We start from the raw sequence: 24,227 nt of genomic DNA, 5'->3' as shown, positions 1-24,227 counted from the left end.
ATCGAAACGCCCGGATTCGCGGTTCGGCGCCCGCCGCGCAAAGCGTGTGCTATAAAGCGGTCGTTAAAGCAGTCCAAACCGGGCCGCTGCCAGTTACCAACCCTTTTGAGTCATGTCCAAAGCCCTGATCATCGCTGAGAAGCCTTCCGTCGCGAACGACATCGCGCGTGCGCTGGGCGGCTTCACCAAGCATGACGAGTACTACGAGAGCGATGACTACGTGCTCTCGTCCGCGGTCGGCCATCTGCTCGAGATCGCGGCGCCCGAGGAGTACGACGTCAAGCGCGGCAAATGGAGCTTCGCCAATCTGCCGGTCATTCCGCCGCATTTCGACCTGAATCCCATCGCGAAAAGCGAGTCGCGCCTCAAGGTGCTGACGAAGCTGATGAAGCGAAAAGATATCGACCGCCTCATCAACGCATGCGACGCGGGGCGCGAGGGCGAGCTGATTTTCCGTCTGATCGCGCAGCATGCGAAGGCGAAGCAGCCGGTCCAGCGCCTGTGGCTGCAGTCGATGACGCCCGCCGCGATCCGCGAAGGCTTCGCGAACCTGCGCAGCGACGCCGACATGCAGCCGCTCGCCGACGCCGCACGCTGCCGCTCGGAAGCGGACTGGCTCGTCGGCATCAACGGCACGCGCGCGATGACCGCGTTCAACAGCAAGGGCGGCGGTTTCTTCCTGACGACCGTCGGCCGCGTTCAGACGCCAACGTTGTCGATCGTCGTCGAACGCGAAGAGAAGATTCGGCGATTCGTGCCGCGCGATTACTGGGAAGTGCGCGCCGAGTTCATCGCCGCGAAGGGCCTGTACGAAGGCCGCTGGTTCGATCCGAAGTTCAAGCGCGTCGAAAACGATCCGGAGCAGCGCGATTCGCGCCTGTGGAGCCTGCCGGCGGCGGAATCCATCGTCGCGGCGTGCCGCGGCAAGACCGGCACCGTGACCGAGGAATCGAAGCCGTCGACGCAAATGTCGCCGCTGCTGTTCGATCTGACCAGCTTGCAGCGCGAAGCCAACAGCCGCTTCGGCTTTTCGGCGAAGAACACGCTCGGCCTCGCGCAAGCGCTGTACGAAAAGCACAAGGTTCTCACCTATCCGCGTACCGACGCGCGCGCGCTGCCCGAGGACTACCTGAACACGGTCAAAGACACGATGACCATGCTCAAGGAGAGCAACAACTATCTGCCGTTCGCGAAGCAGGTGCTCGACAAGGGCTGGGTGAAGCCGAACAAGCGCATCTTCGACAATTCGAAGATCAGCGACCACTTCGCCATCATCCCGACGCTGCAGGCGCCCAAAGCGCTGTCCGAGCCCGAGCAGAAGCTGTATGACCTCGTCGTCAAGCGCTTCCTGTCGGTGTTTTTCCCGGCGGCCGAATATCTCGTGACGACGCGCATCACCGAAGTTTCCGGGCATCACTTCAAGACGGAAGGCAAGGTGCTGGTCGAGCCCGGCTGGCTGCAGGTCTACGGCCGCGAAGCCGCGGGCGAGGAAGGCAATCTCGTGCCGGTGCAGAAGGACGAAAAGGTCGATGTCGAAAAGGTCGAGGCGCACGGTCTCGTGACCAAGCCGCCCGCGCGCTACAACGAGGCGTCGCTGCTTTCGGCAATGGAAGGCGCGGGCAAGCTCGTCGAAGACGAGGAACTGCGCGACGCGATGGCCGCGAAAGGTCTCGGCACGCCGGCGACGCGCGCGGCGATCATCGAAGGTCTGCTCGGCGAGAAGTACATGGTGCGCGAAGGCCGCGAGCTGATCCCGACGGCCAAGGCATTCCAGCTGATGACCTTGCTGCGCGGTCTCGGCGTCGAGGAGCTCACCGCGCCCGAATTGACGGGCCAGTGGGAGCACAAGCTTTCGCAGATGGAGCGCGGCAACCTGCATCGCGATGCGTTCATGCAGGAAATCGCGCGCATGACGCAAACCATCGTCAAACGCGCGAAAGAGTACGACTCCGACACGATCCCCGGCGATTACGCGACGCTCGAAACACCGTGCCCGAATTGCGGCGCGCAGGTGAAGGAGAACTATCGCCGGTTCGCCTGCACGAAGTGCGAGTTTTCGATTTCGAAGATTCCGGGCGGACGTCAGTTCGAGATTCCTGAAGTCGAGGAATTGCTGCGCGAGAAGACCATCGGGCCGCTGTCGGGCTTTCGCAGCAAGATGGGCCGTCCGTTCTCGGCGATCCTCAAGCTCGCGTTGGACGACGAAATCAAGAACTACAAGCTCGAATTCGACTTCGGTCAGGATTCCGGCGGCGAAGACGGCGAACCGCCCGATTTCTCCGAGCAGACGCCGGTCGGCGCATGTCCGAAATGCCAGTCGCGCGTGTTCGAACACGGCATGAGCTATGTGTGCGAAAACTCGGTGTCGAATCCGAAGACTTGCGACTTCCGCTCCGGCAAGGTGATCCTTCAGCAGGAAATCACCCGAGAACAGATGGAAAAGCTGCTGGGCGCGGGCCGCACCGATCTGCTGACGAACTTCAAGTCGTCGCGCACCGGACGCAACTTCAAGGCATTCCTCGTGAAGCAGCCGGATGGCAAGATCGGCTTCGAATTCGAGAAGAAAGAGGCCAAACCGGGCGCGAAGACGGCGGCGAAGCGCGGCGCGACAGCGGAAGCTCAAGCCGACAGCGGCGACGACAACGGCGACAGCGATGTCGCAGTCGCCGCCAAGACCACGTCCGCGAAGACTGCAGCCAAGAAAGCGCCCGCGAAGAAGGCGGCAGCGAAGAAAGCTCCGGCGAAGAAGACGAGCTGATCGTTCTCGGAGTCCGTCAGAAAGAAAAACCCCCGCGAGAAACGTCGCGGGGGTTTTTTATTGGCGCCTGGCGCGAGCCTTTCAGAAAGGCGATGCCGCCGGCACACGCCCTCGCGTACGCGACGGTTTCGACAGCTTCGGCGCGAGCTCGCCGTCGATCGGGCGCGCGCGCGGCGCGGGCGTCGCCGGTTCGTCGGCGTGCTCGTAGTGCGAATGCGCCACCGGCCTGCCGCGGCCATCGCGAATCCACTGCTCGCCGAGTTGATGATTCGGCGTCTGGCTGAAATGCTCGACGAGGTGATCGATGAACGTCCGCACCTTCGCCGGCAAATGACGGCGGCTCGGATACGCGACGTTGATCTCGACCTGCGGCAATTGATAGTCGCCGAGCAGACGCACGAGCTGGCCGCGCGTCGTGTCGTTGCCGATCAAATAGCTCGGCAAGATCGCGATGCCCATGCCGAGCAGCGCGAACTGCCGCAGCATCTCCGTGTTGTTCGCGATGATCACGTTCTGCGGCCGCACACGCACTTCGCCTTCCGGACCGGTGAACACGCGCTCGTCGCCCCAGTATTCCGACGGCAAGCTCAGGCACGGATGCTCGAGCAGATGCTCGGGGCGCGTCGGCGTGCCGTGCGTTTCGAGATACGCGGGCGTCGCACAGACAGTCATGCAGCCCGTCGTCAGACGCCGCGTGACGACGCTTGCGCTTTTTACCTGCCGCGCGATCACGATGCCGACATCGAAGCCTTCCTCGACCAAATCGACCTGACGATCCACCAGCGTCACGTCCGGCACGACTTTCGGATAACGCTGCGCATACGTCTGTAACACGGGCGCGAGATTATGCAGACCGAACACGACGGGCGCGACGATCCTGAGCGAACCGAGCGGTTCGTGATTGCGCGCCACCACCATTTGTTCGACGTCTTCCAGTTCGTCGAGAATTTGCCGCGCCCGCTCCAGATAAACCTGGCCGGACTCGGTGAGCGAGAGGCTGCGCGTCGTGCGGTTGAGCAAGCGCGTGCCGAGGCGTCCTTCCAGGTCCGCGACGTGCCGCGTAGCCACCGCATTGGAGATGTCCATCGCGCTTGCGGCACGGGCGAAACTCCCGAGATCCGCGACGCGGACGAACACTCTCATCGACTGCAAATGATCCATAAGACAACTCCTGCCGCTAGACGGCTCGAATTCTGCTGCAAAGCAATTCAGGATTATCCTAGGACCGGCGTTTTTGTGCAGAAGTTGCCCGGAAGCACAAAAAAATCGAAAAAAATCTGGATGTTAGGCGCGTTACGCGGATGAAAGATCACCGATTGTTGCGATGTGCACAACACCAAGATCAGTGCAATCCGATTGATGGAATTTTGAAAGCACTTGCCGCGTCAATTTCGGCGGTGTACGCGAGGAGCAAATCGGGCCCGTCGCTGCGGGCCCGATAAAAAGGGATTGATTCAGTTTTCGATATAAATCCGGCGCGCGAGCGCGCCGGATGCGGCGCTTATGCGGCGAGGCGCTTCTCCATACCGGCCTTGGCGTCCGGCAGAGCTTCCGGCAAACCGTGCTTGAGCTTCGAAAAAAGCTCGTCGTGGAGCGCGAGTTCGTCGCGCCAGGCGGCATCGCTGACGGAGATGACCTGCTCGAACTGCTCGCGCGAGAAGCCGAGCGCGCCCCAGTCGATGTCCTCGTAGCGCGGCGAAATGCCGAACGCGTGCTCCTCGCCGTTCGCGGTGCCTTCGATACGGCCGATCATCCAGTTCAGCACGCGCATGTTTTCGCCGAAGCCCGGCCACACGAACTTGCCGTCGTCGCCCTTGCGGAACCAGTTGACGCAGAAGAACTTCGGCGCTTTCGCGTTCGTCGCTTCGAGGCGCTCGCCCATTTTCAGCCAGTGGCCGAAATAATCGGCCATGTTGTAGCCGCAGAACGGCAGCATCGCGAATGGATCTCGGCGCACGACGCCTTGTTGCCCCGCGGCGGCGGCGGTGGTTTCGGAGCCCATCGTCGCGGCCATGTAGACGCCTTCCTTCCAGTCGCGCGCTTCAGTGACGAGCGGCACGGTGTTGGAGCGGCGTCCGCCGAAGATGAACGCATCGATCGGCACGCCAGCCGGATTTTCCCAATCGGCATCGATCGACGGACATTGCGACGCCGGCGCGGTGAAGCGCGCGTTCGGATGCGCGGCTTTCGCGCCGGTTTCCTTCGCGATTGCCGGCGTCCAGTCGCGGCCCTGCCAGTCGATCAGATGCGCTGGCGGCGTGTCGGTCATGCCTTCCCACCAGACATCGCCGTCGTCGGTCAGCGCGACGTTCGTGAAGATCACGTTTTCCTTCAACGTGGCCATCGCGTTGAAGTTGGTCTTTTCGCTCGTGCCGGGCGCGACGCCGAAATAGCCCGCTTCCGGATTGATCGCGTAGAGACGCCCGTCGCGGCCCGGCTTGATCCACGCGATGTCGTCGCCGATGGTCGTGACCTTCCAGCCGTTCAGGTCGCTCGGCGGAATCAGCATCGCGAAGTTGGTCTTGCCGCACGCCGACGGAAACGCCGCCGCGACGTGATACTTGCGCCCCTGCGGCGAGGTCACGCCGAGAATCAGCATGTGCTCGGCGAGCCAGCCTTCGTCGCGGCCCATCGTCGAGGCGATGCGCAGCGCGAAGCATTTCTTGCCGAGCAGCGCGTTGCCGCCGTATCCCGAGCCGAAGCTCCAGATTTCGCGCTTTTCGGGAAAATGGACGATGTACTTCGTGTCGTTGCACGGCCAAGGCACGTCCTTGCGCCCATCGGCGAGCGGCGCACCGACGGAATGCACGCACGGCACGAACTCGCCGTTCTCGCCCAACACGTCGTACACGGCGCGTCCCATGCGCGTCATGATGCGCATGTTCGTCACGACATACGGGCTGTCCGACAATTCCACGCCGATATGCGCGATCGGCGAGCCGAGCGGGCCCATCGAGAACGGCACGACATACATCGTGCGGCCGCGCATGGACCCGTCGAACAGGCCGTCGAGCGTAACGCGCATTTCCTGCGGATCGATCCAGTTATTCGTGGGGCCGGCGTCTTCGCGCCGCTGCGAGCAGATGAACGTGCGATCTTCGACGCGCGCCACGTCCGAGGGATCCGAGCAGGCGAGGAAGGAATTCGGGCGCTTCTCGGGATTGAGCTTCTTCATCGTGCCGGCTTCGACCATCTGCTGGCAGAGCCGATCGTATTCTTCCTGCGACCCGTCGCACCATTCGATGCGATCCGGCTTGGTCAGGGCCGCGATTTGCTGGACCCATTCGATGAGTCTTCGGTGCCGGACATAGGCCGGCGCTTCGATTTCGACGGCGTTTTTATGGTTGTCTTCGACTACTGCGGGCTGGTTCATCGAGCTGTCTCCGTTCTTCTGCAATGAAAACCAATGGCCCCACTGACGCTGCATGCGAGAGGCGTGTGCGACTCGAACCGCCGGGCGCTTTCCTGCATTTTGCAGCGCTGCTTTACGCGCTTTCATCGCATGAAATGCGGTTCGCGAGCCAATGCGGCGTCACGGGCATGAATCCTTACGCAGCAAACCGTACCTTTTCGCGGCTTGCGTCGCAAAGGAACAAACTGTTAAAAAGAGATACTAAGTGGCCTGTCTCCTCGCGGATCATCGTGTTTTCCGCTACTTGTGCCGAATTTCTTTATTTTGGCGCGGCCTGACGAGGCTCCTGAAAAATGGGAGTCAAGCATAACACTGCATTGCATGAACTCGTTGATGCAGCGCAATAACGACGAATAGAGCGCAATTTATCGGTATTTACCCGGACTTAGCGCTACATTCTCGCCTTCGATTAAAAAGCAGCACGTTTGATGCCTAACAAAAGCCACCCAATGCCCATGAAAATCGCCATTCTCGACGACTACCAGGATGCCGTCCGGAAGCTCGATTGCTTCCATCTGCTCGATGACCATGAGGTGAAGGTCTTCAATAACACGGTGCGTGGTCTTGGACAGTTGGCCAGCAGACTGTCGGAAGTGGACGCGCTCGTGCTGATTCGCGAACGCACGCGCATCAGCTCGCAACTGCTCGACAAATGTCCGAAACTGCGCATGATCAGCCAGACGGGACGCGCGGGCGGCGGGCATATCGATATCGATGCGTGCACGGAACGCGGCATCGCAGTGCTCGAAGGCACAGGTTCACCGATCGCACCCGCCGAACTGACGTGGGCGCTCATCATGTCGGCGCAGCGGCGCATTCCGCAGTACGTCGCAAACCTGAAGCAAGGCGCGTGGCAGCAGTCGGGGTTGAAGACATCGGCGCTGCCGCCGAATTTCGGCTTGGGCCAAGTGTTGCGCGGACAGACGCTCGGCATCTGGGGCTACGGCAAGATCGGCAAGCTCGTCGCGGGCTACGGCAAAGCGTTCGGCATGAACGTGCTCGTCTACGGACGGGAGCATTCGGCAAGCGCCGCGCGCGAAGATGGATTCGCGGTCGCCGAAAGCCGCGAGGCGCTTTTCGAACAGAGCGACGTGCTCACGCTGCATCTGCGTCTGACGGACGAGACGACTGGCATCGTCAAGCAGGACGATCTGATGCGTATGAAGCCGACCGCGCTGTTCGTCAACACGAGCCGCGCCGAACTGCTCGAAGAGAACGCGCTGCTCAACTCGCTGCACCACAACCGGCCGGGCATGGTCGCCGTCGATGTGTTCGAAAGCGAGCCGATTCTGCAAGGCTACGGCCTGCTGCGTCTGGAGAACGTGATCTGCACGCCGCACATCGGCTATGTGGAGCGCGAGAGTTACGAGCTGTATTTCGGCGCGGCGTTCAGGAACATCCTCGCGTTCGATGCGGGCGATACCTCGAGCGTTTTCAACAAGGAAGCGCTTCACCACGCGCGCCGCCGTTGAGTTTCGTCGCGGCGAAGATCAGAGCGTCGACATTTCGATCGACGGCTCGCAGCGCACCGGAAAATTCACCGAGTTCGCGATGAAGCAAAAGCGGTGCGCCTCTTCGTGCAGGCGCGCCGCGAGACCGGCGTCGCTGCCCGCGCCGATCGTCACCTTCGGACGCAGCAGCACATCGACGAAACGTCCGTCGCCCTTCGATTCCTCCTGCATCGTGCCGATGGCTTCATCGACATAACCGGTCACCGCGATCTTGTTCGTCGCGCACAAGTGCAGATACCAGAGCATGTGGCACGACGAAAGCGACGCCACGAACAACTCTTCGGGATTGTGACGCGCGGGATCGCCGCGAAACGCCGGATCGCTCGACGCCTCGATCGCCGTCTTCGTGCCGACGCGCACGAGGTGATCGCGCGAATACGCGTCGTAAGCCGATGTGCCGGAACCGAGATTGCCGGTCCAGTCGACGGTCAGTTCGTACGTGTGTTTCTTCGCCACGGTCTGCTCCTCAAGCGAGATGCGAAGCGGTTTCCATCAGGCGCGGAAGACGTTCCAGGAAGTCTTCGCCGTCCGCGCGGCCCAGATCATAAGCATGTTGCATTTGCGCCGGACTCGTATAGTCCCAGCTCGAAATCGGCACTTTGCGCGACGGCTGGATGTAAAGGCGCTTCTGCTCGCCGTGCGGCACGACGAACATGCGCTCGCGCGGATAGAGGCGCGTGACCATCACGAGGACGAGTCCCGGCGATGGATCGAGCGCGGAGACGGGCACGTTGTCGACCATGCCGCCATCGAGAACCGGGCGGCCGTTGCGCCGGAGGATCGGCGTGAACGGCGGCGTGCTCGACGATTGCAGGATGAGATCGGCGAGATCTTCGATCGTCGCGCATTCCTGCGCCTTCACGAATTCCGGATGAAAGCCGAGCGCCTGGCCGAGCGTCGGATGCAGCGTCTTGCGCACGTATTTTTCGATGTTGTACGCGATGAGGCCCGCCGCGACCGCGCTGCGCGCGCCGAGCCAGCGCGGCAGATGCGACACGCCGATGCGGATCTCGGGCGCCGACGCGAGTTCGTGGAAGCGGTTCGCGAAGATGTCGAGCAGCGCCTGGCGATAGATGCGGTAGTGCGGAAACACCGATCGGCCGCGCAGCAGGTTGCCCCAGTAGGCGTTGCGCGTGTTGTCGCGCAGGGCGTGGGCATAGTAGTCCATCACCCAGCGCGACTGGTTCGTGTAGAGCATGCACGCCGTGGCCGCGCCCGCCGATATGCCCGCGATGATGCGCGGCGTGAGATCCAGTTCCGGCTGGATGACGTCCCAGAAGCCGGCTTGCCACCAGCAGCGGTTTCCGCCGCCGGCGAATACGACTTGGTCGAACATTTATTTGTCGTTCACTTGTTGATGAGCGCGTAGGTAGTCGTGGCGTGCGCGGCGAGTTCGCCTTGTTCGTCGTGCATCTCGATTTCGCCGAAGACGAGATTGCGGCCGCGGCGCTGGATGTGCGCGGTGATCAGCACGTCGCCGGTTTTGACCGGGCGCATGAATGTGGTGTTGAGGGAGACGGTGGTCATCGGCTGGAACCCGCCGAGAATGTGCGAGACGGCGATGACCATCGCGGTGTCGGCGGCGGCCATGAAAACTTGCCCACAGATGACGCCGCCCGCGTGACGCAGATGATCCGAATACGGCAAGCGCAGCGTGACGGCGTTTTCGGCGATGGATTCGGGCGCGAGGCGCAGTTCCTTGACCCACGGCGCGAGGATGTCGTCGAGCAAGGCGCGGATGGCGGTTTCGTCCATGGTTCTTCTTTCGCGATGCGGTGGCTGAAGATGCGTCATGATACCGGGGCGTCGCGCGCTCGCAGACGCCCTTCAGGGACGGTTTCGTCAGAAAGTTAAGAATTTTCGCTGCGAGGGCTTGCGCTTCTGCAAAAGCTCCCGCTATAATTTCGCTTCTGTTGGGGCGTTAGCTCAGTTGGTAGAGCAGCGGACTCTTAATCCGTAGGTCGAGTGTTCGAGTCACTCACGCCCCACCAAAGAATTCCGAAGCCCGGTTAGCGAAAGCTGACCGGGCTTTTTGCTTTTCGTGCGCGTCGGATCAGCACGGCGTCTTTCTCATGCAACGACCGTCGCGCGCGCAGTGCATCGCAAACCCGGCCGAACGTAGCGACCTCCAACCGGGTTGATTTCGTTTGTCAGTTGTCGCATACACCTCGCCGACAACCTACGCGTCGACAATTCTCAAAGCACTTCGAACCAGGCCTTGATCTTGAGGGCCATCAACTTTCGACGCTCCTCCAGAAAGACGTCATATTCGTCGACATTTCCATACAGCATGGAGACCGGAACGCAGTTGGCTTCAAGATTTGCGATGAGATCCTCTCGCTTGTCGATGCACTACTAACTACTTGCCCCATCGCGACATCCGTTCGGGTTGAATTCAGACATCCGAATCAGATTGCCGACGCGCCCGCCCAGCCGCGGGCGCTCACTTGAAGCCGAATTATAGACTCCGGCTCTGGAGTTATCGGACTCTCAAACCACCTCCGCCCCGCGCGCCTGCAACAACTCCCGCAACACCGAGCGATGACACCGCGCCTCATCCTCGCAATAACACCCGACCGAAAAGTTCGCGGTATGCGACAACGCCGCCAGCAAATCGAGCGTCTTGCTCGCATCCGACTCAGCCATCTCCGCTTTGAACTTCTTCACGAACGCGCGCCAATCCTTGTCGTTCTCGGCATGAAGCGCCTGCGTCACCAGTTCCGGCGTCGGCGCTAGCACCGGATACCACACGTCATAAAAATCGCGCTTCGCGAACTCGGCCTTCGGCACGCCGCGCGGCGGCCGCCGCACCGTGCCGATCCGCAATCCCTCGTTCTCCGCGCGCGGCGTTCCCAGTCTCACGATCCGTATCGTCATCATCGGTCTCCTTCGATGAACCAAAGCCGTAAAAGCATAACCGCTGACATCGCTTTGAAAGCTCCCGGGCACCCATCCAGCGAAACCGCGAATCTTCCCGTATCGTTTCGGATTATTCTCCGTCCGCTTACATCCGGAATGCCCGTCGTGCCCACCGAAGAACGCTCGCAAGACCTGCCTCACGACCCCGACGCCCCGATGACCCCGCTCGAGCGCCGCGGCATGGCCGCGATCCTGCTCTCGGTCGCGCTGGCGACGCTTGACACCGCCATCGCCAATACCGCGCTGCCCGCGATCGCCGCCGATCTGCACACGACGCCCGCGGCCTCCGTCTGGATCATCAACGCCTATCAGCTCGCGATGGTCGCGACGCTGCTCCCGTTCGCCGCGCTCGGCGGCATTCTCGGGCATCGGCGCGTCTATCTCGGCGGGCTGATCGTGTTTCTGATCGCGTCGGCGGTATGCGCGTTTTCGTGGTCGCTGCCGACGCTCGTCGCCGCGCGCCTGCTGCAAGGCCTCGGCGCGAGCGCGATCATGAGCGTCAACGCGGCGCTCATCAGCGCGATTTTTCCGCCGCACCGGCTCGGACGCGGCGTCGGGCTGAATGCGCTCGTCGTCGGGATCGCGTTCGCGATCGGGCCGACGGTCGCGTCGATCGTCCTCTCGCTCGGCACCTGGCCGTGGCTCTTCGCGGTCAACTTGCCGGTCGGCGTGTTCGCGTTGATGATCGCATGGCCGTCGCTGCCGCAGACGAAGCGCGCAGCGCACGGCTTCGATCGTTTCGCGGCGCTGCTCAACGTCGTCACGTTCGCGTCGCTGATTTTCGCGCTCGGCGAAGCGGCCCAGCGCGCGCCCGCGCACACCGTGCTCGCGTCGTTCGGCGTCGCGCTCGTCGCGGGCTTCCTGCTGCTGCGACGCGAACGCGGCCATCCCGCGCCGATGCTGCCCGTCGATCTCTTCCGCCGCCCGATGTTCGCCCTTTCGACGATGACCGCCATCTGCTCGTTCGCCGCGCAAGGGCTCGCGTTCGTGTCGCTGCCGTTCTTCTTCGAAAGCGTGCTCGGTCGCAGTCAGGTCGAAACAGGATTTCTGATGACGCCGTGGTCCGCGCTCGTCGCGCTCATGGCGCCGATCGCCGGACGTCTTTCCGATCGTCACGCGCCCGGTCTGCTCGGCGGCGTCGGGCTGGCGATTCTATGCGTGGGAATGGTTTCGCTCGCGATGCTGCCCGCAGAGCCGCATGCGCTGGAGATCTGCATTCGCATGGCGATTTGCGGCGCGGGCTTCGGTTTCTTTCAGTCGCCGAATCTGAAGGCGTTCATGTCGAGCGCGCCGCGCGAACGCAGCGGCGGCGCGAGCGGCATGATCGCGACGTCGCGTCTGATCGGACAGGCGACGGGCGCGGCGCTCGTCGCGTTGTGTTTCAGCATCGCCGGAAAGCATGGCCCGGCGCTCGCGTTGTCGCTGGGCGCGGCGTTCGCGGGCGCGGGAAGCATCGCGAGCGGATTGCGGCTCGTCACGCGCAAACAGTCGTCCGAGCGTATCGTGGGAGACGCGTCGCGCGAGGCGTGAGCGCGATCACATCCGGCGCACTTTCACTTTGCGGCCTTTGAGCTTGCCCGCGCTCAGCTTGCGCACGGCGTCGTCCGCGACCTTTCGCTCGACGGCCACGTAGGTGACCATGTCCATCACGTTGATCTTGCCGATCTGCTTGCCGTCGAAGCCCGCTTCGCCGGTGAGCGCGCCGAGCACGTCGCCGGGGCGAATCTTGTCCTTGCGGCCGCCGAGAATTTGCAGCGTCGCCATCGGCGGCTTCAGATGACCCGGTTCCGCCGACGTCAGTTCGTCGAGCGGATGCCATTCCACTTCCGCGCGCTGCGCCTCTTCGATCGCGCCGACGCGCCCCATTTCGTCCATGCTCGCGAGCGACAGCGCCCAGCCTTCCTCATCGCCGCGACCGGTGCGGCCAATGCGATGCACATGCACTTCCGGGTCCGGCGTCACATCGACGTTGATCACCGCTTCCAGTTGCGCGATGTCGAGCCCGCGCGCGGCGACATCGGTGGCGACGAGCACCGAGCAACTGCGATTCGCGAACTGCACGAGCACCTGGTCGCGCTCGCGCTGCTCCAGTTCGCCGTGCAAGGTCAGCGCTTCGAAGCCTTGCGCGGACAGAACGTCGAGCAGATCGCGGCATTGCTGCTTCGTGTTGCAGAACGCGATCGTACTGACCGGGCGATAGTGATCGAGCAGCAAGCCGACGGCATGCAGGCGCTCGTGATCCTCGACCTGATAGAAGCGCTGCTTAATCTTCGCGTTGCTGTGCTGTTCCTTGAGCTTGATTTCGCGCGGATTGCGCAGGAACTGCTGGCTCAGTTTCGCGATGCCTTCCGGATACGTCGCCGAAAAGAGCAGCGTCTGACGATCTTTCGGGCATTGGCGCGCGACCGACGCGATATCGTCGAAGAAGCCCATGTCGAGCATGCGATCGGCTTCGTCGAGGACGAGCGTGCGGACCGCATCGAGCGAAAGCGTCTCGCGCTGCAGGTGATCCATGATGCGTCCCGGCGTGCCGACGATGATATGCGCGCCGTGCTCGAGACTCGCGATCTGCGGGCGCATCGGCGTGCCGCCGCACAGCGTCAGCACTTTCACGTTCTCTTCCGCGCGCGCCAGGCGGCGGATTTCCTGCGTGACCTGATCGGCGAGTTCGCGCGTCGGACAGAGAACGAGCGCTTGCACCGCGAAGCGGGTCGCATCGAGTTTGGCGAGCAGCGGCAGCGTGAAAGCAGCGGTCTTGCCGCTGCCCGTTTTCGCCTGCGCGATGAGATCGTGGCCCGCGAGCGCCGGCGGCAGGCTCGCGGCCTGGATCGGCGTCATCGACAGATAGCCGAGCTGCTGCAGATTCGACTGCATCGCCGGCGAGAGCGGCAGGCTGCTGAAAGAGGTGTCGGTGGTCATGTCGGTTATCGCTTGCCGTGCGGCGTGATGTCCTGGACTTGCTCGTAGGTCACGTCGCCGTCGTTGGTCTCGTGGCGCGTGACGTAGTTGCGCGCGCCGCACATCGGGCAGCGGAACAGCAGGCCTTGGCCCTCGTTGTGAATATCGACGTCCGACAGCGCCCAATCGGCGCCGCAGGACTGGTTTCGGCAGGTGAACATGTTCGTATTTCTCGGTTCGTGGCGCGTTCGTGCGCTCAAAGGCGAAAGTGTACGCGTGTCTCGTGGCGGCGCGGTCGGCGCAAGTCCGCAAGAAATGCTAAAGCGGGTCGTGCTACGTTTCCTGACATCGAGTTTTCTTTCCTTTCGGAGCTGGCGATGAGCGAAAAGTCTTATGAGACGCGGCTCGCGCGCGTGGTCGCGTATATCCACGATCATCTCGACGACGCGCTCGATCTCAATCGGCTCGCCGACGTGGCGTGTTTGTCGCCGTATCACTGGCATCGGGTTTATCACGCGTTTTATGGAGAGACGGCGGCGGCGACCGTCCGACGCTTGCGGCTGCATCGCGCGTCGAACGAGCTTTTGCAGGGCGCCCTGCCGATCGATTCGATCGCCGAACACGCGGGTTACAGCAGCGTGCAGGCGTTTTCGCGGGCGTTTCAGGCGAGTTATCGAATTCCGCCGGCGCAGTTTCGCAGTGAGGGCGGCGCTTCGAGATTCGTTCCTTTGGATGAAGTTCGATCAGGAGATACGGCGATGCATCAGGTCGATATTCGTAGTCAGCGTGGATTTACGGTCGCGGCGATGGAGCATCGCGGGTCGTACATGAATATCGGGCGAGCGTTCGAGATGCTGTTTCACTGGCTTGCGGTGCGCGGGCTGGTCGATCCGCGGGCGCGCTCGCTCGGGATTTATTTCGATGATCCTTCCGCCGTCGCCGAAGACGATTTGCGCTCGATCGCTTGTTGTGAGCTCTTCTCCCCCGACGATGTGAAGTTCGAAGCGCCGGTTTCGCGCGTGGAAGTCGCGGGTGGGGAGTTTGCGGTGCTCACGCATATCGGGCCGTATGCGCAGCTTTGTTTTGCGTATCAGTGGTTGTATGGGGAATGGTTGCCGCGCTCCGGGCGTGAAACCGGAGAGGCGCCGGTTTTCGAGGTTTATGTGAATGATCCGAGGGAGACCGCGCCGGGGGATCTGGTGACGGAGATTTGGTTGTCGTTGCGGCAAAGCGCGTGATGCGCGAAAAGAAAAACCCGTGCCGCTTGCGCGGACACGGGTTTGGATGATGCAGAGACAATCAGCAATCAAACATCAATATTCCCCGCCCGCAGCGCGTTATTCTCGATAAACGCCCGACGCGGCTCGACATCATCACCCATCAGCGTCGTAAAGATGCCATCCGCCGCGATCGCGTCCTCGATCTGCACGCGCAGCAAACGCCGCACGTTCGGATCCATCGTCGTTTCCCACAGCTGCTCGGGATTCATCTCGCCCAAGCCCTTATAGCGCTGCTTCGAAACGTTGCGCTCGGCATCCGCGATCAGCCACTTCATCGCGCTCTTGAAATCCGTCACCGCCATCGAGCGCTCGCCGCGCTTGATCAACGCGCCTTCGCCGATCAAGCCCTTGAAGGTATCCGCCGTCGAAACGAGCTGCTTGTAATCCGCGGTCAGCTGCAGGTCTTCGTCGAACACCGTGACCTTCACGTTGCCATGATGACGCCGCTTGACATGCAGCGAGCGCAGCTCACGCACCTGATCGTAAGCCGGTTCGACGCTCACTTCCGGCTTCAGCGGGTCGGCACGCAGACGCTCTTCCAGACGCTTCGCCGATGCCTCCGCCGCTTCTTGCGACGACAGATCGATCACCACGCCGTCCATCACGGCCTCCAGCGAAGCCGCGTCGTAAATGCGGCTGAGACGATCGACGACGGCCTGCGCCAGCAAATAAGCACGCGCGAGCTCGCCCAACGCATCGCCGGAGATCGGATCGGCGCCTTCGCTCGGGATGAGTTCGGACCCTTGCAACGCCAGCTTCAACATATGCTGATTGAGCTCGTGCGCGTCCTTCATATAGCGCTCGTCCTTGCCCGCCTTGATCTTGTACAACGGCGGCTGCGCGATATAGATGTACCCGCGCTCGACGATCTCCGGCATCTGCCGATAGAAGAACGTGAGCAGCAGCGTGCGGATGTGCGCGCCGTCGACGTCCGCATCGGTCATGATGATGATGCGGTGATAGCGCAGCTTGTCGAGGTTGTAGTCGTCCTTGCCGATGCCGCAGCCGAGCGCCGTCACCAGCGTCACGATCTGCTCGGAAGACAGCAGTTTGTCGAAGCGCGCCTTCTCGACGTTCAGCACCTTGCCGCGCAGCGGCAGGATCGCCTGGAACTTGCGGTCGCGTCCCTGCTTCGCCGATCCACCCGCCGAGTCGCCCTCGACGATATAAATCTCGGACTTCGCCGGATCCTTCTCCTGACAATCCGCGAGCTTGCCCGGCAAACCGATGCCGTCGAGCACGCCCTTGCGACGCGTCATCTCACGCGCCTTGCGCGCGGCATCGCGAGCACGCGCGGCATCGACGATCTTGCCCGTAATGATCTTCGCGTCGTTCGGCGTTTCCTGCAGATAATCTTCCAGCGCCTTCGCGACGATTTCCTCGACCGGCGCGCGCACTTCCGACGACACGAGCTTGTCCTTCGTCTGCGAGCTGAACTTCGGCTCCGGCACCTTCACCGACAGCACGCACGACAAACCTTCGCGCATGTCGTCGCCGGTGGTCTCGACCTTCGCCTTCTTCGCGATGTCGTTATCGGTGATGTACTTGTTGATGACGCGCGTCATCGCCGCGCGCAGGCCCGTCAAGTGCGTGCCGCCGTCGCGCTGCGGAATGTTGTTAGTGAAGCACAGCACGCTTTCGTTGAAGCTGTCGTTCCACTGCATCGCCACTTCGACGGTCACGTTCTCGCGCTCGCCGACCGCGTGGAATACGGTCGGATGCAGCACCTGCTTCGCCTTGTTGATGTACTCGACGAAACCCTTCACGCCGCCCGCGAACGCGAAATCGTCTTCCTTGCCGGTGCGCTGATCCGTCAAGCGAATCCGCACGCCGTTGTTCAGGAACGAAAGCTCGCGCATGCGCTTGGCGAGAATGTCGTAGTGGAATTCGACATTGCCGAAGATAGTCGCGTCCGCCAGAAAGTGCACTTCGGTGCCGCGATTTTCCGTTTCGCCGACGACCGGCATCGGCGAATACTGCACGCCGTCTTCCTCGACGAGCTCGCGGTTCTGCACGACGCCGCGCGCGAACTCCATGAAGTGCTTCTTGCCGTCGCGGCGCACGGTCAAGCGCAGCCATTCCGACAGCGCGTTCACGCACGACACGCCCACGCCGTGCAGGCCGCCCGACACCTTGTAGCTGTTCTGGTCGAACTTGCCGCCCGCGTGCAACTCGGTCATCACGATTTCGGCGGCGCTACGCTTCGGATCGTGCTTGTCGTCGCGCTTCAGACCCGTGGGCACGCCGCGGCCGTTGTCGGTGACGGAAATCGAGTTGTCCGCGTGAATGACGACGTGAATGTCGTCGCAATATCCGGCGAGCGCTTCGTCGATGGAGTTGTCCAGCACTTCGAAAACGAGGTGATGCAGACCGGTGCCATCCGACGTATCGCCGATATACATGCCCGGCCGCTTGCGCACGGCCTCCAGACCCTCGAGGATCTGGATCGACGATGCGCCGTAGCTGTTGTCAGGCTTGTTGTCGGGTTGCGAATTTGTGTTTTCAGTCATGGATTTTTTCCGGTTCTGCGTCACTGCTTCGACACTGCTTCGATAACGCTGCGATTACTGCTCGAACTTTTCAAAACACCTTAAAAACGCCAAAGGGGCGCGCCGCCCCTTGGAGTGTTCTCGGTATTGCGTGCGTCAGATACGCATCGGCATCACCACATACTTGAATTCCTCGTTCTCGGGAATCGTGATGAGCGCGCTGGAATTGGCGTCGCCAAGGCTCACCTTGAGCGTGTCGACCTTCAGATTCGCGAGCACGTCGAGCAGATACGTGACGTTGAATCCGATATCGACGGAATCGCCCTGATAAGCGATTTCCAGTTCTTCCTGCGCCTCTTCCTGGTCCGCGTTCGTGGACATGATCTTGAGCTGGCCCGGCTCGACGAGGCAGCGCACGCCCTTGAACTTGTCGGACGTGAGAATCGCCGCGCGCTGCAGCGAGCGCTGCAACTCTTCGCGGCCGATCTCGAACGTGTTCTTGTGCGACTTCGGAATCACGCGCTGGAAGTCGGGGAACTTGCCCTCGACGAGCTTCGACACCAGTTCCACCTGACCGAAGCTGAACTTCACCTGCGTCGCGGCGATGTCGATCTTCAACGAGTCGTCGATGTCTTCGAGCAGGCGCTGCAACTCGAGAATCGTCTTGCGCGGAATGATGACTTCCTGACGCGGGAACGAACCTTCGATCTTCATCGACGAGAACGCGAGACGGTGGCCGTCGGTCGCGACCGCCATCAGCTGGTCGCCATCCACCACGAGCAGCATGCCGTTCAGGTAGTAGCGGATGTCCTGCTGGGCCATCGCGAAATAAACCATGCCGAGCAACTGGCGGAACGTCTTCTGCGGAACCGAAAGGCTCGCGCCGAAGTCAGTAGCCTGGTTGACCGTGGGAAATTCGTCGGCGGCGAGCGTCTGGAGCGCGAAGCGGCTCTTGCCCGAACGCACCGTGAGACGCTTGTCGGAGAGGTCGAGCACGACTTCGCCCGAAGGCATCGCGCGCAGAATGTCGAGCAGCTTGCGCGCTGCGACCGTCGTGGCGACCTGATCGCTGCCGACGCCGAAATCGGCGCGCGTCGTGATCTGGAGTTCGAGGTCGGTCGAGAGGAACGACACATCGGCGCCGTTCTTGGTGATGAGCAAATTCGCGAGGATCGGCAACGTATGGCGGCGTTCTACGATGCCGCTCACGGTTTGCAGCGGCCTTAGAAGATTATCTCGTTCGGTCTTGACCAGTTGCATAGAGTTCCTTCGTTGATGTGACGGCCTGTCCGCCGGTTTCGCCACCAGATTTGCCCGACGGACAACCTCGTAACACGCGTTGCCGGCCCCCCGCCGGTCACTCGCGAAAACTGCGCTCGAATGCCGCCCAGGCCACGGACGGCTAAACCTATATTGTGCCTCAAAACGGAACCGCTCCCTAAAAATGGGGACGTTTTCGTTAAAAAACAGGCCGCCGGGCGCAATAAATGACGCGTGCGTTCCTGGCAAAGCGTCGATCGGTGGCTTAGCCCTTCAGCGTCTGTTCGAGCACGTGCAGTTCGTGGTTCAACTGCGCATCGGTGCCGCGCTCGGCCGCGATCTTGCGCACCGCGTGGAGCACGGTCGTGTGATCGCGTCCGCCGAACAGTTCGCCGATCTCGGGCAGGCTCTTCTGCGTCAGTTCCTTCGCCAGATACATCGCGATCTGGCGCGGGCGCGCAATGTTAGCCGGCCTCTTTTTCGAATACATGTCGGCGACCTTGATGTTGTAGAAATCGGCCACCGTCTTCTGGATGTTCTCCACCGAGATCTGCCGGTTCTGCACCGTCAGCAGGTCTTTGAGCGCTTCCTTGGTCAGTTCGATCGTGATGTCGCGGCCATGGAACTTCGAATACGCGAGGATCTTGCGCAGCGCGCCTTCGAGCTCGCGCACGTTCGAGCGCAGATGCTTCGCGACGAAGAACGCGACGTCCTCCGACAGGCTCACGCCTTCCGACAGCGCCTTCCTCATCAGAATCGCGACGCGCATTTCCAGTTCGGGCGGCTCGATCGCGACCGTGAGACCGGAGTCGAAGCGCGAGATCAGGCGATCGTCGATGCCGGAGATTTCCTTCGGATACGTGTCGCTCGTGATGATGACCTGCGCCTTGTTCGCGACGAGCGCCTCGAACGCGTAGAAGAACTCTTCCTGCGTGCGCGACTTGCCGGAGAAGAACTGAATATCGTCGATGAGCAGCAGATCGAGCGAGTGGTAATAGCGCTTGAAGTCGTCGAACGCCTTGCGCTGGTACGCCTTCACGACATCGGACACGTATTGTTCAGCGTGGATGTAGCGGATGCGCGCGCCCGCCTTGTCCATCAGCAACTGATTGCCGATGGCGTGAATCAGGTGCGTCTTGCCGAGACCCACGCCGCCATACAGAAAGAGCGGGTTGTACGAAATGCCGGGGTTGTCCGCGACTTGAATGGCCGCCGCGCGCGCGAGCTGGTTCGCCTTACCGGTGACGAAGTTGTCGAACGTCAGCACCGGATTCAGCTTCGAGCGCTCGTAGGCGGAATCGTTTTCACCCGCGGCCGAAGGCGCGCCGCCCGGACGCCACGTGCGTCGGCCGGCAGCGGCTTCGTTGGCGTCGAGGCTCGGCAGGTCGAGATCGGCCTGATCTTCCTGCGTGGCTTGCGCCTGCTGTGCCGCTTCTGCGGCGAGCGCGTTGATGTGCGCGGTGGCGTTCGCATGCGCAACGACCGTCGGCGCCTGAGGCGCGGCCGCAGCCGGCGCCGGGGCGCGCGGCGCGACGGGCGCGCTCGCGGTCGGACGTGGCGCGGCATTCGGTCCGCCGCCGATGGCGTTGCGCGCGGTCGCTTTCGGATCGAGGACGAATTGCACGTCGATGGGCGCGCTGAAGAAGTCGCGCGCCACATCGGCGATGCGGCCCGAGAACTGGCTCTTCACCCAGTCGAGCTTGAAGCGATTGGGAGCGGCGATGCGCAAGGTGTTCGCGCCGGCATCGAAGTCGACCGGGGTCAGCGGCTTGATCCACGTGACGTACTGCTGCGGCGTGAGTTCGCGCGCAAGCAGTGCGGAACAGTGTTCCCAGAAATCGTTCATCGAATGCGGTCGTTATGGTTTGCTCCGCACCTGCGGGCCGTGCTTGCCGAACGTTCGGACAAGTCCCGGCACGGCCGAGCAGGGATGCTCCGGAGGCTTACGCCGCAAGGGTTTGCGGGCGGACGGCGGGCCGAAGCAGCGGGCGGATATTTGGGAGTAAGGCGAGATTCTAACGCCAAACGAGGGTGGCGCGCGAGTTATCCACAGGGTCAAATCAGCACGTCGGACGCGGTGGAAATGCGCCGGAATACGCGTTCGGTGGCGCTAAACTATTGACGGTCAATAGGAAAACGGTTTAAATAGCGGGTTCCGCGAAAACAGAATTCCTGAACCTCCGGCCATCGCGCTTGCAGTGACCACACTGGAGCCTTAGCCCGCGCGGTCAATCAACTCAAGTGAGAGCACCATGAAACGTACTTACCAACCTTCCGTTACCCGTCGCAAGCGCACCCACGGCTTTCGCGTTCGCATGAAGACCGCTGGCGGCCGCAAGGTCATCAACGCTCGCCGCGCGAAGGGCCGCAAGCGCCTGGCCATCTAAGTCTGCCGAGTGTTCGCTCGCGGTTGGATGTCGCACTCGACGGCGAGCCGCTCACGCGCCGCACAGAAGTCTTGAGACAGGACATCGTTCAGTTGCCGGCGCAGGCCGCGTTCCCCAAGGCCGCAAGGCTGCTGAAAACGGATGAGTTCTCATCCGTTTTTCGTTTGCGCCCCTGGCGCCGTTCGCCGCATTTCGTTCTGTACGGCAAGCCGTCCGGAAAGGAAGCGCGGCTCGGGCTGGTGATCGGCAAGAAGCAGGCGCCGCGCGCCGTCACGCGCAATCTGATCAAACGGCTTGCGCGCGATGCGTTCCGGCTGCGTCGCACGCAGTTGGACGGATTCGACATTCTCGTGCGGCTGCACGCGAAGATCGACCGCAAGGCAATGCCGAGCGCGAGCTCCCCGCCGCTTCGGGCGCTCGTCGGCAGCGAGCTGGAAACTTTGTTCGACCGTGCCGTGCGCGAAGCCGCGCGCCGCAGGGCCGAAACCGTGGCGGCGCCGCCCGAGGCGCCCGCCGTCGACGAATCATCCGGCCCGTCAGGGTCATGAAGCGCGGATTGCGCAGACTCGCCTCCACGGCAAGTCCGGCGCGCGGCGCGAAGCTTATGCAAACGGCACTCATCGCGTTGTTGCGCTTCTACAAGGTTGCTGTGAGCCCTCTGCTCGGCAACCGGTGCCGCTTTTATCCTTCCTGTTCCGACTACGCGCGCGAGGCAATCCAGTATCATGGCGCCGCGCATGGCACGTATCTCGCCGTGAAGCGGCTTTGCCGCTGCCATCCTCTTTCGGCGGGCGGCGTCGATCTCGTGCCGCCTCCCAACGCACAAGAATCTGGCGCGGACGCCGCAAGCCCCGGGCAAGACAAGCTTTCAACACCAAACGGCGCTAAAGCGCTTTCCGATCGACACTGAGACAACGCATGGATATCAAACGCACCGTCCTATGGGTCATCTTCTTCGTGTCAGTTGTCCTGCTGTTCGACAACTGGCAACGCGACCATGGGCGCCCGTCGATGTTCTTCCCGAGCGCGACGCAACCGGCGAAGACCGCCAGCAACCCGGCACCGGGCTCGGCCGCATCCGGCGCGCAGCCGTCCGAACTGCCGAACGCGCCCGCGGGCACGGCCGCTCCCGGATCGACGACGCCGCCCGCCACGGCGCAATCGCAGCTCGTCAAGTTCACGACGGACGTGTATTCCGGTGAAATCGACACGCGCGGCGGCACACTCTCGAAGCTTTCGCTGGTCAAGGAAGGCGACGGCAAGCAGCCGGACCTTTACATCACGCTGTTCGATCACACCGCGAACCACACGTATCTCGCGCGCACGGGCCTGCTCGGCGGCGATTTCCCGAATCACAACGACATCTTCACGCCCGTTCCCGGCCAGACTTCGCTGACGGGCGACGAAAAGACGCTGAAGATCGCGTTCGAATCGCCCGCGAAGGGTGGCGTGAAGGTCATCAAGACCTACACGTTCACGCGCGGCAGCTATGTGATCAACGTCGATACGAAGATCGAGAACGTGGGCACCGCGCCGGTCACGCCGAAGCTCTACATGGAGCTCGTGCGCGACAACACGCCGGTCGAGACGCCGCGCTTCTCGCATACCTTCATCGGGCCGGCGGTCTACACGGATCAGAAGCACTTCCAGAAGATCGACTTCTCCGACATCGACAAGAACAAGGCAACGTTCGAGACCTCGTCGGATAACGGCTGGATCGCGATGGTGCAGCACTATTTCGCGTCCGCGTGGATTCCGCAGCAAGGCGTGAAGCGCGACATCTACGTGCAGAAGATCGACCCGGACCTGTACCGCGTCGGCGTGACGATGCCCGCGCAGACCATCGCGCCGGGACAGACCGTGAACGTCGATGCGCGTCTCTTCGCCGGTCCGGAAGAAGAGCGCATGCTCGAAGGCATCGCGCCGGGTCTGGAGCTGGTGAAGGATTACGGCATGGTGACGATCATCGCCAAGCCGCTCTTCTGGCTGCTCGAGAAGATTCACAGCTATGTCGGCAACTGGGGCTGGGCGATCGTGCTGCTCACGCTGCTCATCAAGGCCGTGTTCTTCCCGCTGTCGGCGGCGAGCTACAAGTCGATGGCGCGCATGAAGGAAATCACGCCGCGCATGCAGCAGATCCGCGAGCGCTTCAAGAGCGATCCGCAGAAGATGAACGCCGAACTGATGTCGCTGTACAAGACCGAGAAGGTCAATCCGTTCGGCGGCTGTCTGCCGGTCGTCGTGCAGATTCCGGTGTTCATCTCGCTGTACTGGGTGCTGCTGTCGTCGGTGGAAATGCGCGGCGCGCCGTGGATCGGCTGGATTCACGATCTGTCGCAGCAAGACCCGTATTTCATCCTGCCGGTGCTGATGGCCGTCTCGATGTTCCTGCAGACGAAGCTGAACCCCACGCCGCCGGACCCCGTTCAGGCCAAGATGATGATGTTCATGCCGATCGCGTTCTCGGTCATGTTCTTCTTCTTCCCGGCCGGTCTCGTGCTGTACTACGTGGTGAACAACGTGCTGTCGATCGCGCAGCAGTACTACATCACGCGCATGATGGGAAAGAGTAAGAAGGCGGCGTAAGCGCTGCGTCTGCTTCTGATGCGAAAACGCCCGGCTCTGGCCGGGCGTTTTGTTTTGGTGGAGTGGGAATTTACCGCTTCATCGATCCGTAGAACTGCTCGACGAGCTCCTCGAGCAAGTATCGATGATGCGGCGACAGCGCTTCGATCTTCGTCGCCAGTTCGAGCGTCTCCTCGGACGCGGGATATTGCTCGTCGCGCGCAAGCGGCTTCGGCGTGACCTGCGGATTGCCGCTCGGCGGCGGCCCGTAGTGCAGCCAGTGCTGGTCGACCTTGAACCAGTCGGCGAGCGTCTTCAGCTTGTCGGCGGTCGGGATCGAACGCGCGGTGAGCCACTTGTGCGCCGTCTGCGGCGAAACGGGCTCGCCTTGATAGCGCAGGTTGAAGTGCAACGCGAGATCAGTCGCTCCGCGCATCTTTTCGGGTGCGCGGGTCATCGAGAATTTGAGCCGCTCGGAGAAATCGGCCTTTTCTTGTGGTGTAGGCATGGGCTGGATTGTGCGAGGCAATCGCTGCTTACCAGTCAACCAATTGCGCTACTTTTGGCGCGAGGCTGCGCCTCTTTATCTTGATTAAGTGTTGTTGTTGATTGCCGTTTGGCAGCGAGCTTGCATCATATCGCCAATCGCTGCGCGGCTTGCGTTCTTCAATGCACGAAGTTTCGCTTTCCGTTTCGTTGGGATCCTCTATCTCAAAAAAGATAATTCATACGGGACGCTTCCGACAGC

General features: G+C 62.1%; 20 protein-coding genes and 1 tRNA gene. 9 read left to right on the top strand and 12 right to left on the bottom strand.

Going from position 1 to position 24,227, the window contains the following annotated elements:
- The first annotated feature begins 112 nt into the window (after positions 1-112).
- Positions 113-2,758, top strand: a complete 2,646-nt coding sequence (locus NCS03_RS00660; RefSeq protein WP_034470315.1) for a DNA topoisomerase III — start codon at positions 113-115, stop codon at positions 2,756-2,758.
- Positions 2,759-2,839: 81 nt separating this feature from the next.
- Here NCS03_RS00660 and NCS03_RS00655 read toward each other — a convergent pair whose 3' ends face one another.
- Together NCS03_RS00655 and NCS03_RS00650 are read right to left on the bottom strand one after the other, a co-directional pair.
- Positions 2,840-3,919 carry a transcriptional regulator GvmR gene (locus tag NCS03_RS00655; RefSeq protein ID WP_008352196.1) on the bottom strand — a complete coding sequence of 360 codons (1,080 nt, stop codon included), beginning with the start codon at positions 3,917-3,919 and terminating at the stop codon, positions 2,840-2,842.
- A 340-nt stretch (positions 3,920-4,259) separates the two neighbouring features.
- Complete coding sequence (locus tag NCS03_RS00650) at positions 4,260-6,131, bottom strand: phosphoenolpyruvate carboxykinase (GTP) (RefSeq protein WP_250528642.1); 1,872 nt, start codon at positions 6,129-6,131, stop codon at positions 4,260-4,262.
- A 494-nt stretch (positions 6,132-6,625) separates the two neighbouring features.
- Between NCS03_RS00650 and NCS03_RS00645 the strand changes: the two genes are divergently transcribed.
- Positions 6,626-7,642, top strand: coding sequence for a D-2-hydroxyacid dehydrogenase family protein (locus tag NCS03_RS00645; protein ID WP_008352199.1), 1,017 nt, complete (start codon positions 6,626-6,628; stop codon positions 7,640-7,642).
- Positions 7,643-7,660: 18 nt separating this feature from the next.
- On the opposite strand, the gene NCS03_RS00640 is transcribed toward NCS03_RS00645, so the two are convergent.
- From NCS03_RS00640 to NCS03_RS00630, 3 genes are read right to left on the bottom strand one after another with little or no spacing between them, the layout of a single operon-like run.
- Complete coding sequence (locus tag NCS03_RS00640; protein ID WP_175979696.1) at positions 7,661-8,137, bottom strand: OsmC family protein; 477 nt, start codon at positions 8,135-8,137, stop codon at positions 7,661-7,663.
- A gap of 10 nt (positions 8,138-8,147) precedes the next feature.
- Positions 8,148-9,017, bottom strand: coding sequence for a patatin-like phospholipase family protein (locus NCS03_RS00635; protein ID WP_250435408.1), 870 nt, complete (start codon positions 9,015-9,017; stop codon positions 8,148-8,150).
- Positions 9,018-9,028: 11 nt separating this feature from the next.
- Positions 9,029-9,436, bottom strand: coding sequence for a PaaI family thioesterase (locus NCS03_RS00630; RefSeq protein WP_250438783.1), 408 nt, complete (start codon positions 9,434-9,436; stop codon positions 9,029-9,031).
- Between the two features lie 160 nt (positions 9,437-9,596).
- Here NCS03_RS00630 and NCS03_RS00625 point away from each other — a divergent pair.
- Positions 9,597-9,672 (top strand) — tRNA-Lys (locus tag NCS03_RS00625).
- Between the two features lie 499 nt (positions 9,673-10,171).
- Here the strand turns inward: NCS03_RS00625 and NCS03_RS00620 are convergent.
- Entirely contained in the window at positions 10,172-10,558 is a 387-nt protein-coding gene (locus tag NCS03_RS00620; RefSeq protein WP_034470746.1) for a DUF488 domain-containing protein, read from the bottom strand.
- 198 nt (positions 10,559-10,756) lie between these two features.
- Between NCS03_RS00620 and NCS03_RS00615 the strand changes: the two genes are divergently transcribed.
- Positions 10,757-12,130 carry an MFS transporter gene (locus tag NCS03_RS00615; protein ID WP_034470744.1) on the top strand — a complete coding sequence of 458 codons (1,374 nt, stop codon included), beginning with the start codon at positions 10,757-10,759 and terminating at the stop codon, positions 12,128-12,130.
- A 6-nt stretch (positions 12,131-12,136) separates the two neighbouring features.
- On the opposite strand, the gene dbpA is transcribed toward NCS03_RS00615, so the two are convergent.
- Both dbpA and NCS03_RS00605 read right to left on the bottom strand, forming a co-directional pair.
- Positions 12,137-13,519 (bottom strand): ATP-dependent RNA helicase DbpA, encoded by a 1,383-nt coding sequence (dbpA, locus tag NCS03_RS00610; RefSeq protein ID WP_034470302.1) that lies wholly within the window; start codon positions 13,517-13,519, stop codon positions 12,137-12,139.
- A gap of 5 nt (positions 13,520-13,524) precedes the next feature.
- A complete protein-coding gene (locus tag NCS03_RS00605; protein WP_008352215.1) occupies positions 13,525-13,719 on the bottom strand; it encodes a hypothetical protein in 195 nt (64 codons plus the stop codon).
- A 156-nt stretch (positions 13,720-13,875) separates the two neighbouring features.
- Here NCS03_RS00605 and NCS03_RS00600 point away from each other — a divergent pair, with 156 nt between their 5' ends.
- Entirely contained in the window at positions 13,876-14,736 is an 861-nt protein-coding gene (locus NCS03_RS00600; RefSeq protein WP_175979875.1) for an AraC family transcriptional regulator, read from the top strand.
- A gap of 68 nt (positions 14,737-14,804) precedes the next feature.
- Here NCS03_RS00600 and gyrB read toward each other — a convergent pair whose 3' ends face one another.
- The 3 genes from gyrB to dnaA form a co-directional block, all read right to left on the bottom strand.
- On the bottom strand, positions 14,805-17,288 hold the full coding sequence (gene gyrB, locus NCS03_RS00595; protein WP_008352217.1) for a DNA topoisomerase (ATP-hydrolyzing) subunit B: 2,484 nt from the start codon (positions 17,286-17,288) through the stop codon (positions 14,805-14,807).
- A 135-nt stretch (positions 17,289-17,423) separates the two neighbouring features.
- Positions 17,424-18,527, bottom strand: a complete 1,104-nt coding sequence (gene dnaN, locus NCS03_RS00590) for a DNA polymerase III subunit beta (protein ID WP_008352220.1) — start codon at positions 18,525-18,527, stop codon at positions 17,424-17,426.
- Positions 18,528-18,792: 265 nt separating this feature from the next.
- Complete coding sequence (dnaA, locus tag NCS03_RS00585; protein WP_008352222.1) at positions 18,793-20,373, bottom strand: chromosomal replication initiator protein DnaA; 1,581 nt, start codon at positions 20,371-20,373, stop codon at positions 18,793-18,795.
- A gap of 406 nt (positions 20,374-20,779) precedes the next feature.
- Here dnaA and rpmH point away from each other — a divergent pair, with 406 nt between their 5' ends.
- The 4 genes from rpmH (at position 20,780) to yidC (ending at position 23,500) form a co-directional block, all read left to right on the top strand.
- Positions 20,780-20,914 carry a 50S ribosomal protein L34 gene (rpmH, locus tag NCS03_RS00580; protein WP_004198824.1) on the top strand — a complete coding sequence of 45 codons (135 nt, stop codon included), beginning with the start codon at positions 20,780-20,782 and terminating at the stop codon, positions 20,912-20,914.
- 83 nt (positions 20,915-20,997) lie between these two features.
- On the top strand, positions 20,998-21,462 hold the full coding sequence (gene rnpA / locus NCS03_RS00575) for a ribonuclease P protein component (protein WP_308196617.1): 465 nt from the start codon (positions 20,998-21,000) through the stop codon (positions 21,460-21,462).
- A gap of 56 nt (positions 21,463-21,518) precedes the next feature.
- Complete coding sequence (yidD, locus tag NCS03_RS00570) at positions 21,519-21,824, top strand: membrane protein insertion efficiency factor YidD (RefSeq protein ID WP_033536595.1); 306 nt, start codon at positions 21,519-21,521, stop codon at positions 21,822-21,824.
- 8 nt (positions 21,825-21,832) lie between these two features.
- Positions 21,833-23,500, top strand: a complete 1,668-nt coding sequence (yidC, locus tag NCS03_RS00565; RefSeq protein WP_008352228.1) for a membrane protein insertase YidC — start codon at positions 21,833-21,835, stop codon at positions 23,498-23,500.
- A gap of 70 nt (positions 23,501-23,570) precedes the next feature.
- Here the strand turns inward: yidC and NCS03_RS00560 are convergent, their stop codons facing one another.
- A complete protein-coding gene (locus tag NCS03_RS00560) occupies positions 23,571-23,987 on the bottom strand; it encodes a transcriptional regulator (RefSeq protein WP_008352229.1) in 417 nt (138 codons plus the stop codon).
- Positions 23,988-24,227 lie beyond the last annotated feature (240 nt).

Source organism: Caballeronia sp. ATUFL_F1_KS4A, from assembly GCF_023630905.1.
Classification (GTDB): domain Bacteria; phylum Pseudomonadota; class Gammaproteobacteria; order Burkholderiales; family Burkholderiaceae; genus Caballeronia; species Caballeronia zhejiangensis.
This window is presented reverse-complemented; position numbering and strand designations above follow the sequence as displayed.

Excerpts from the sequence above, each read along its gene's own strand:
- rpmH (WP_004198824.1), top strand. The coding sequence starts at position 20,780 with ATGAAACGTACTTACCAACCTTCCGTTACCCGTCGCAAGCGCACCCAC.
- NCS03_RS00600 (WP_175979875.1), top strand. The coding sequence starts at position 13,876 with ATGAGCGAAAAGTCTTATGAGACGCGGCTCGCGCGCGTGGTCGCGTAT.
- yidC (WP_008352228.1), top strand. The coding sequence starts at position 21,833 with ATGGATATCAAACGCACCGTCCTATGGGTCATCTTCTTCGTGTCAGTT.
- NCS03_RS00650 (WP_250528642.1), bottom strand. The coding sequence starts at position 6,131 with ATGAACCAGCCCGCAGTAGTCGAAGACAACCATAAAAACGCCGTCGAA.
- NCS03_RS00560 (WP_008352229.1), bottom strand. The coding sequence starts at position 23,987 with ATGCCTACACCACAAGAAAAGGCCGATTTCTCCGAGCGGCTCAAATTC.
- NCS03_RS00655 (WP_008352196.1), bottom strand. The coding sequence starts at position 3,919 with ATGGATCATTTGCAGTCGATGAGAGTGTTCGTCCGCGTCGCGGATCTC.
- yidD (WP_033536595.1), top strand. The coding sequence starts at position 21,519 with ATGCAAACGGCACTCATCGCGTTGTTGCGCTTCTACAAGGTTGCTGTG.
- NCS03_RS00645 (WP_008352199.1), top strand. The coding sequence starts at position 6,626 with ATGAAAATCGCCATTCTCGACGACTACCAGGATGCCGTCCGGAAGCTC.
- NCS03_RS00605 (WP_008352215.1), bottom strand. The coding sequence starts at position 13,719 with ATGTTCACCTGCCGAAACCAGTCCTGCGGCGCCGATTGGGCGCTGTCG.
- NCS03_RS00660 (WP_034470315.1), top strand. The coding sequence starts at position 113 with ATGTCCAAAGCCCTGATCATCGCTGAGAAGCCTTCCGTCGCGAACGAC.
- NCS03_RS00635 (WP_250435408.1), bottom strand. The coding sequence starts at position 9,017 with ATGTTCGACCAAGTCGTATTCGCCGGCGGCGGAAACCGCTGCTGGTGG.
- dbpA (WP_034470302.1), bottom strand. The coding sequence starts at position 13,519 with ATGACCACCGACACCTCTTTCAGCAGCCTGCCGCTCTCGCCGGCGATG.
- NCS03_RS00615 (WP_034470744.1), top strand. The coding sequence starts at position 10,757 with ATGACCCCGCTCGAGCGCCGCGGCATGGCCGCGATCCTGCTCTCGGTC.
- NCS03_RS00620 (WP_034470746.1), bottom strand. The coding sequence starts at position 10,558 with ATGACGATACGGATCGTGAGACTGGGAACGCCGCGCGCGGAGAACGAG.
- NCS03_RS00630 (WP_250438783.1), bottom strand. The coding sequence starts at position 9,436 with ATGGACGAAACCGCCATCCGCGCCTTGCTCGACGACATCCTCGCGCCG.
- dnaN (WP_008352220.1), bottom strand. The coding sequence starts at position 18,527 with ATGCAACTGGTCAAGACCGAACGAGATAATCTTCTAAGGCCGCTGCAA.
- gyrB (WP_008352217.1), bottom strand. The coding sequence starts at position 17,288 with ATGACTGAAAACACAAATTCGCAACCCGACAACAAGCCTGACAACAGC.
- dnaA (WP_008352222.1), bottom strand. The coding sequence starts at position 20,373 with ATGAACGATTTCTGGGAACACTGTTCCGCACTGCTTGCGCGCGAACTC.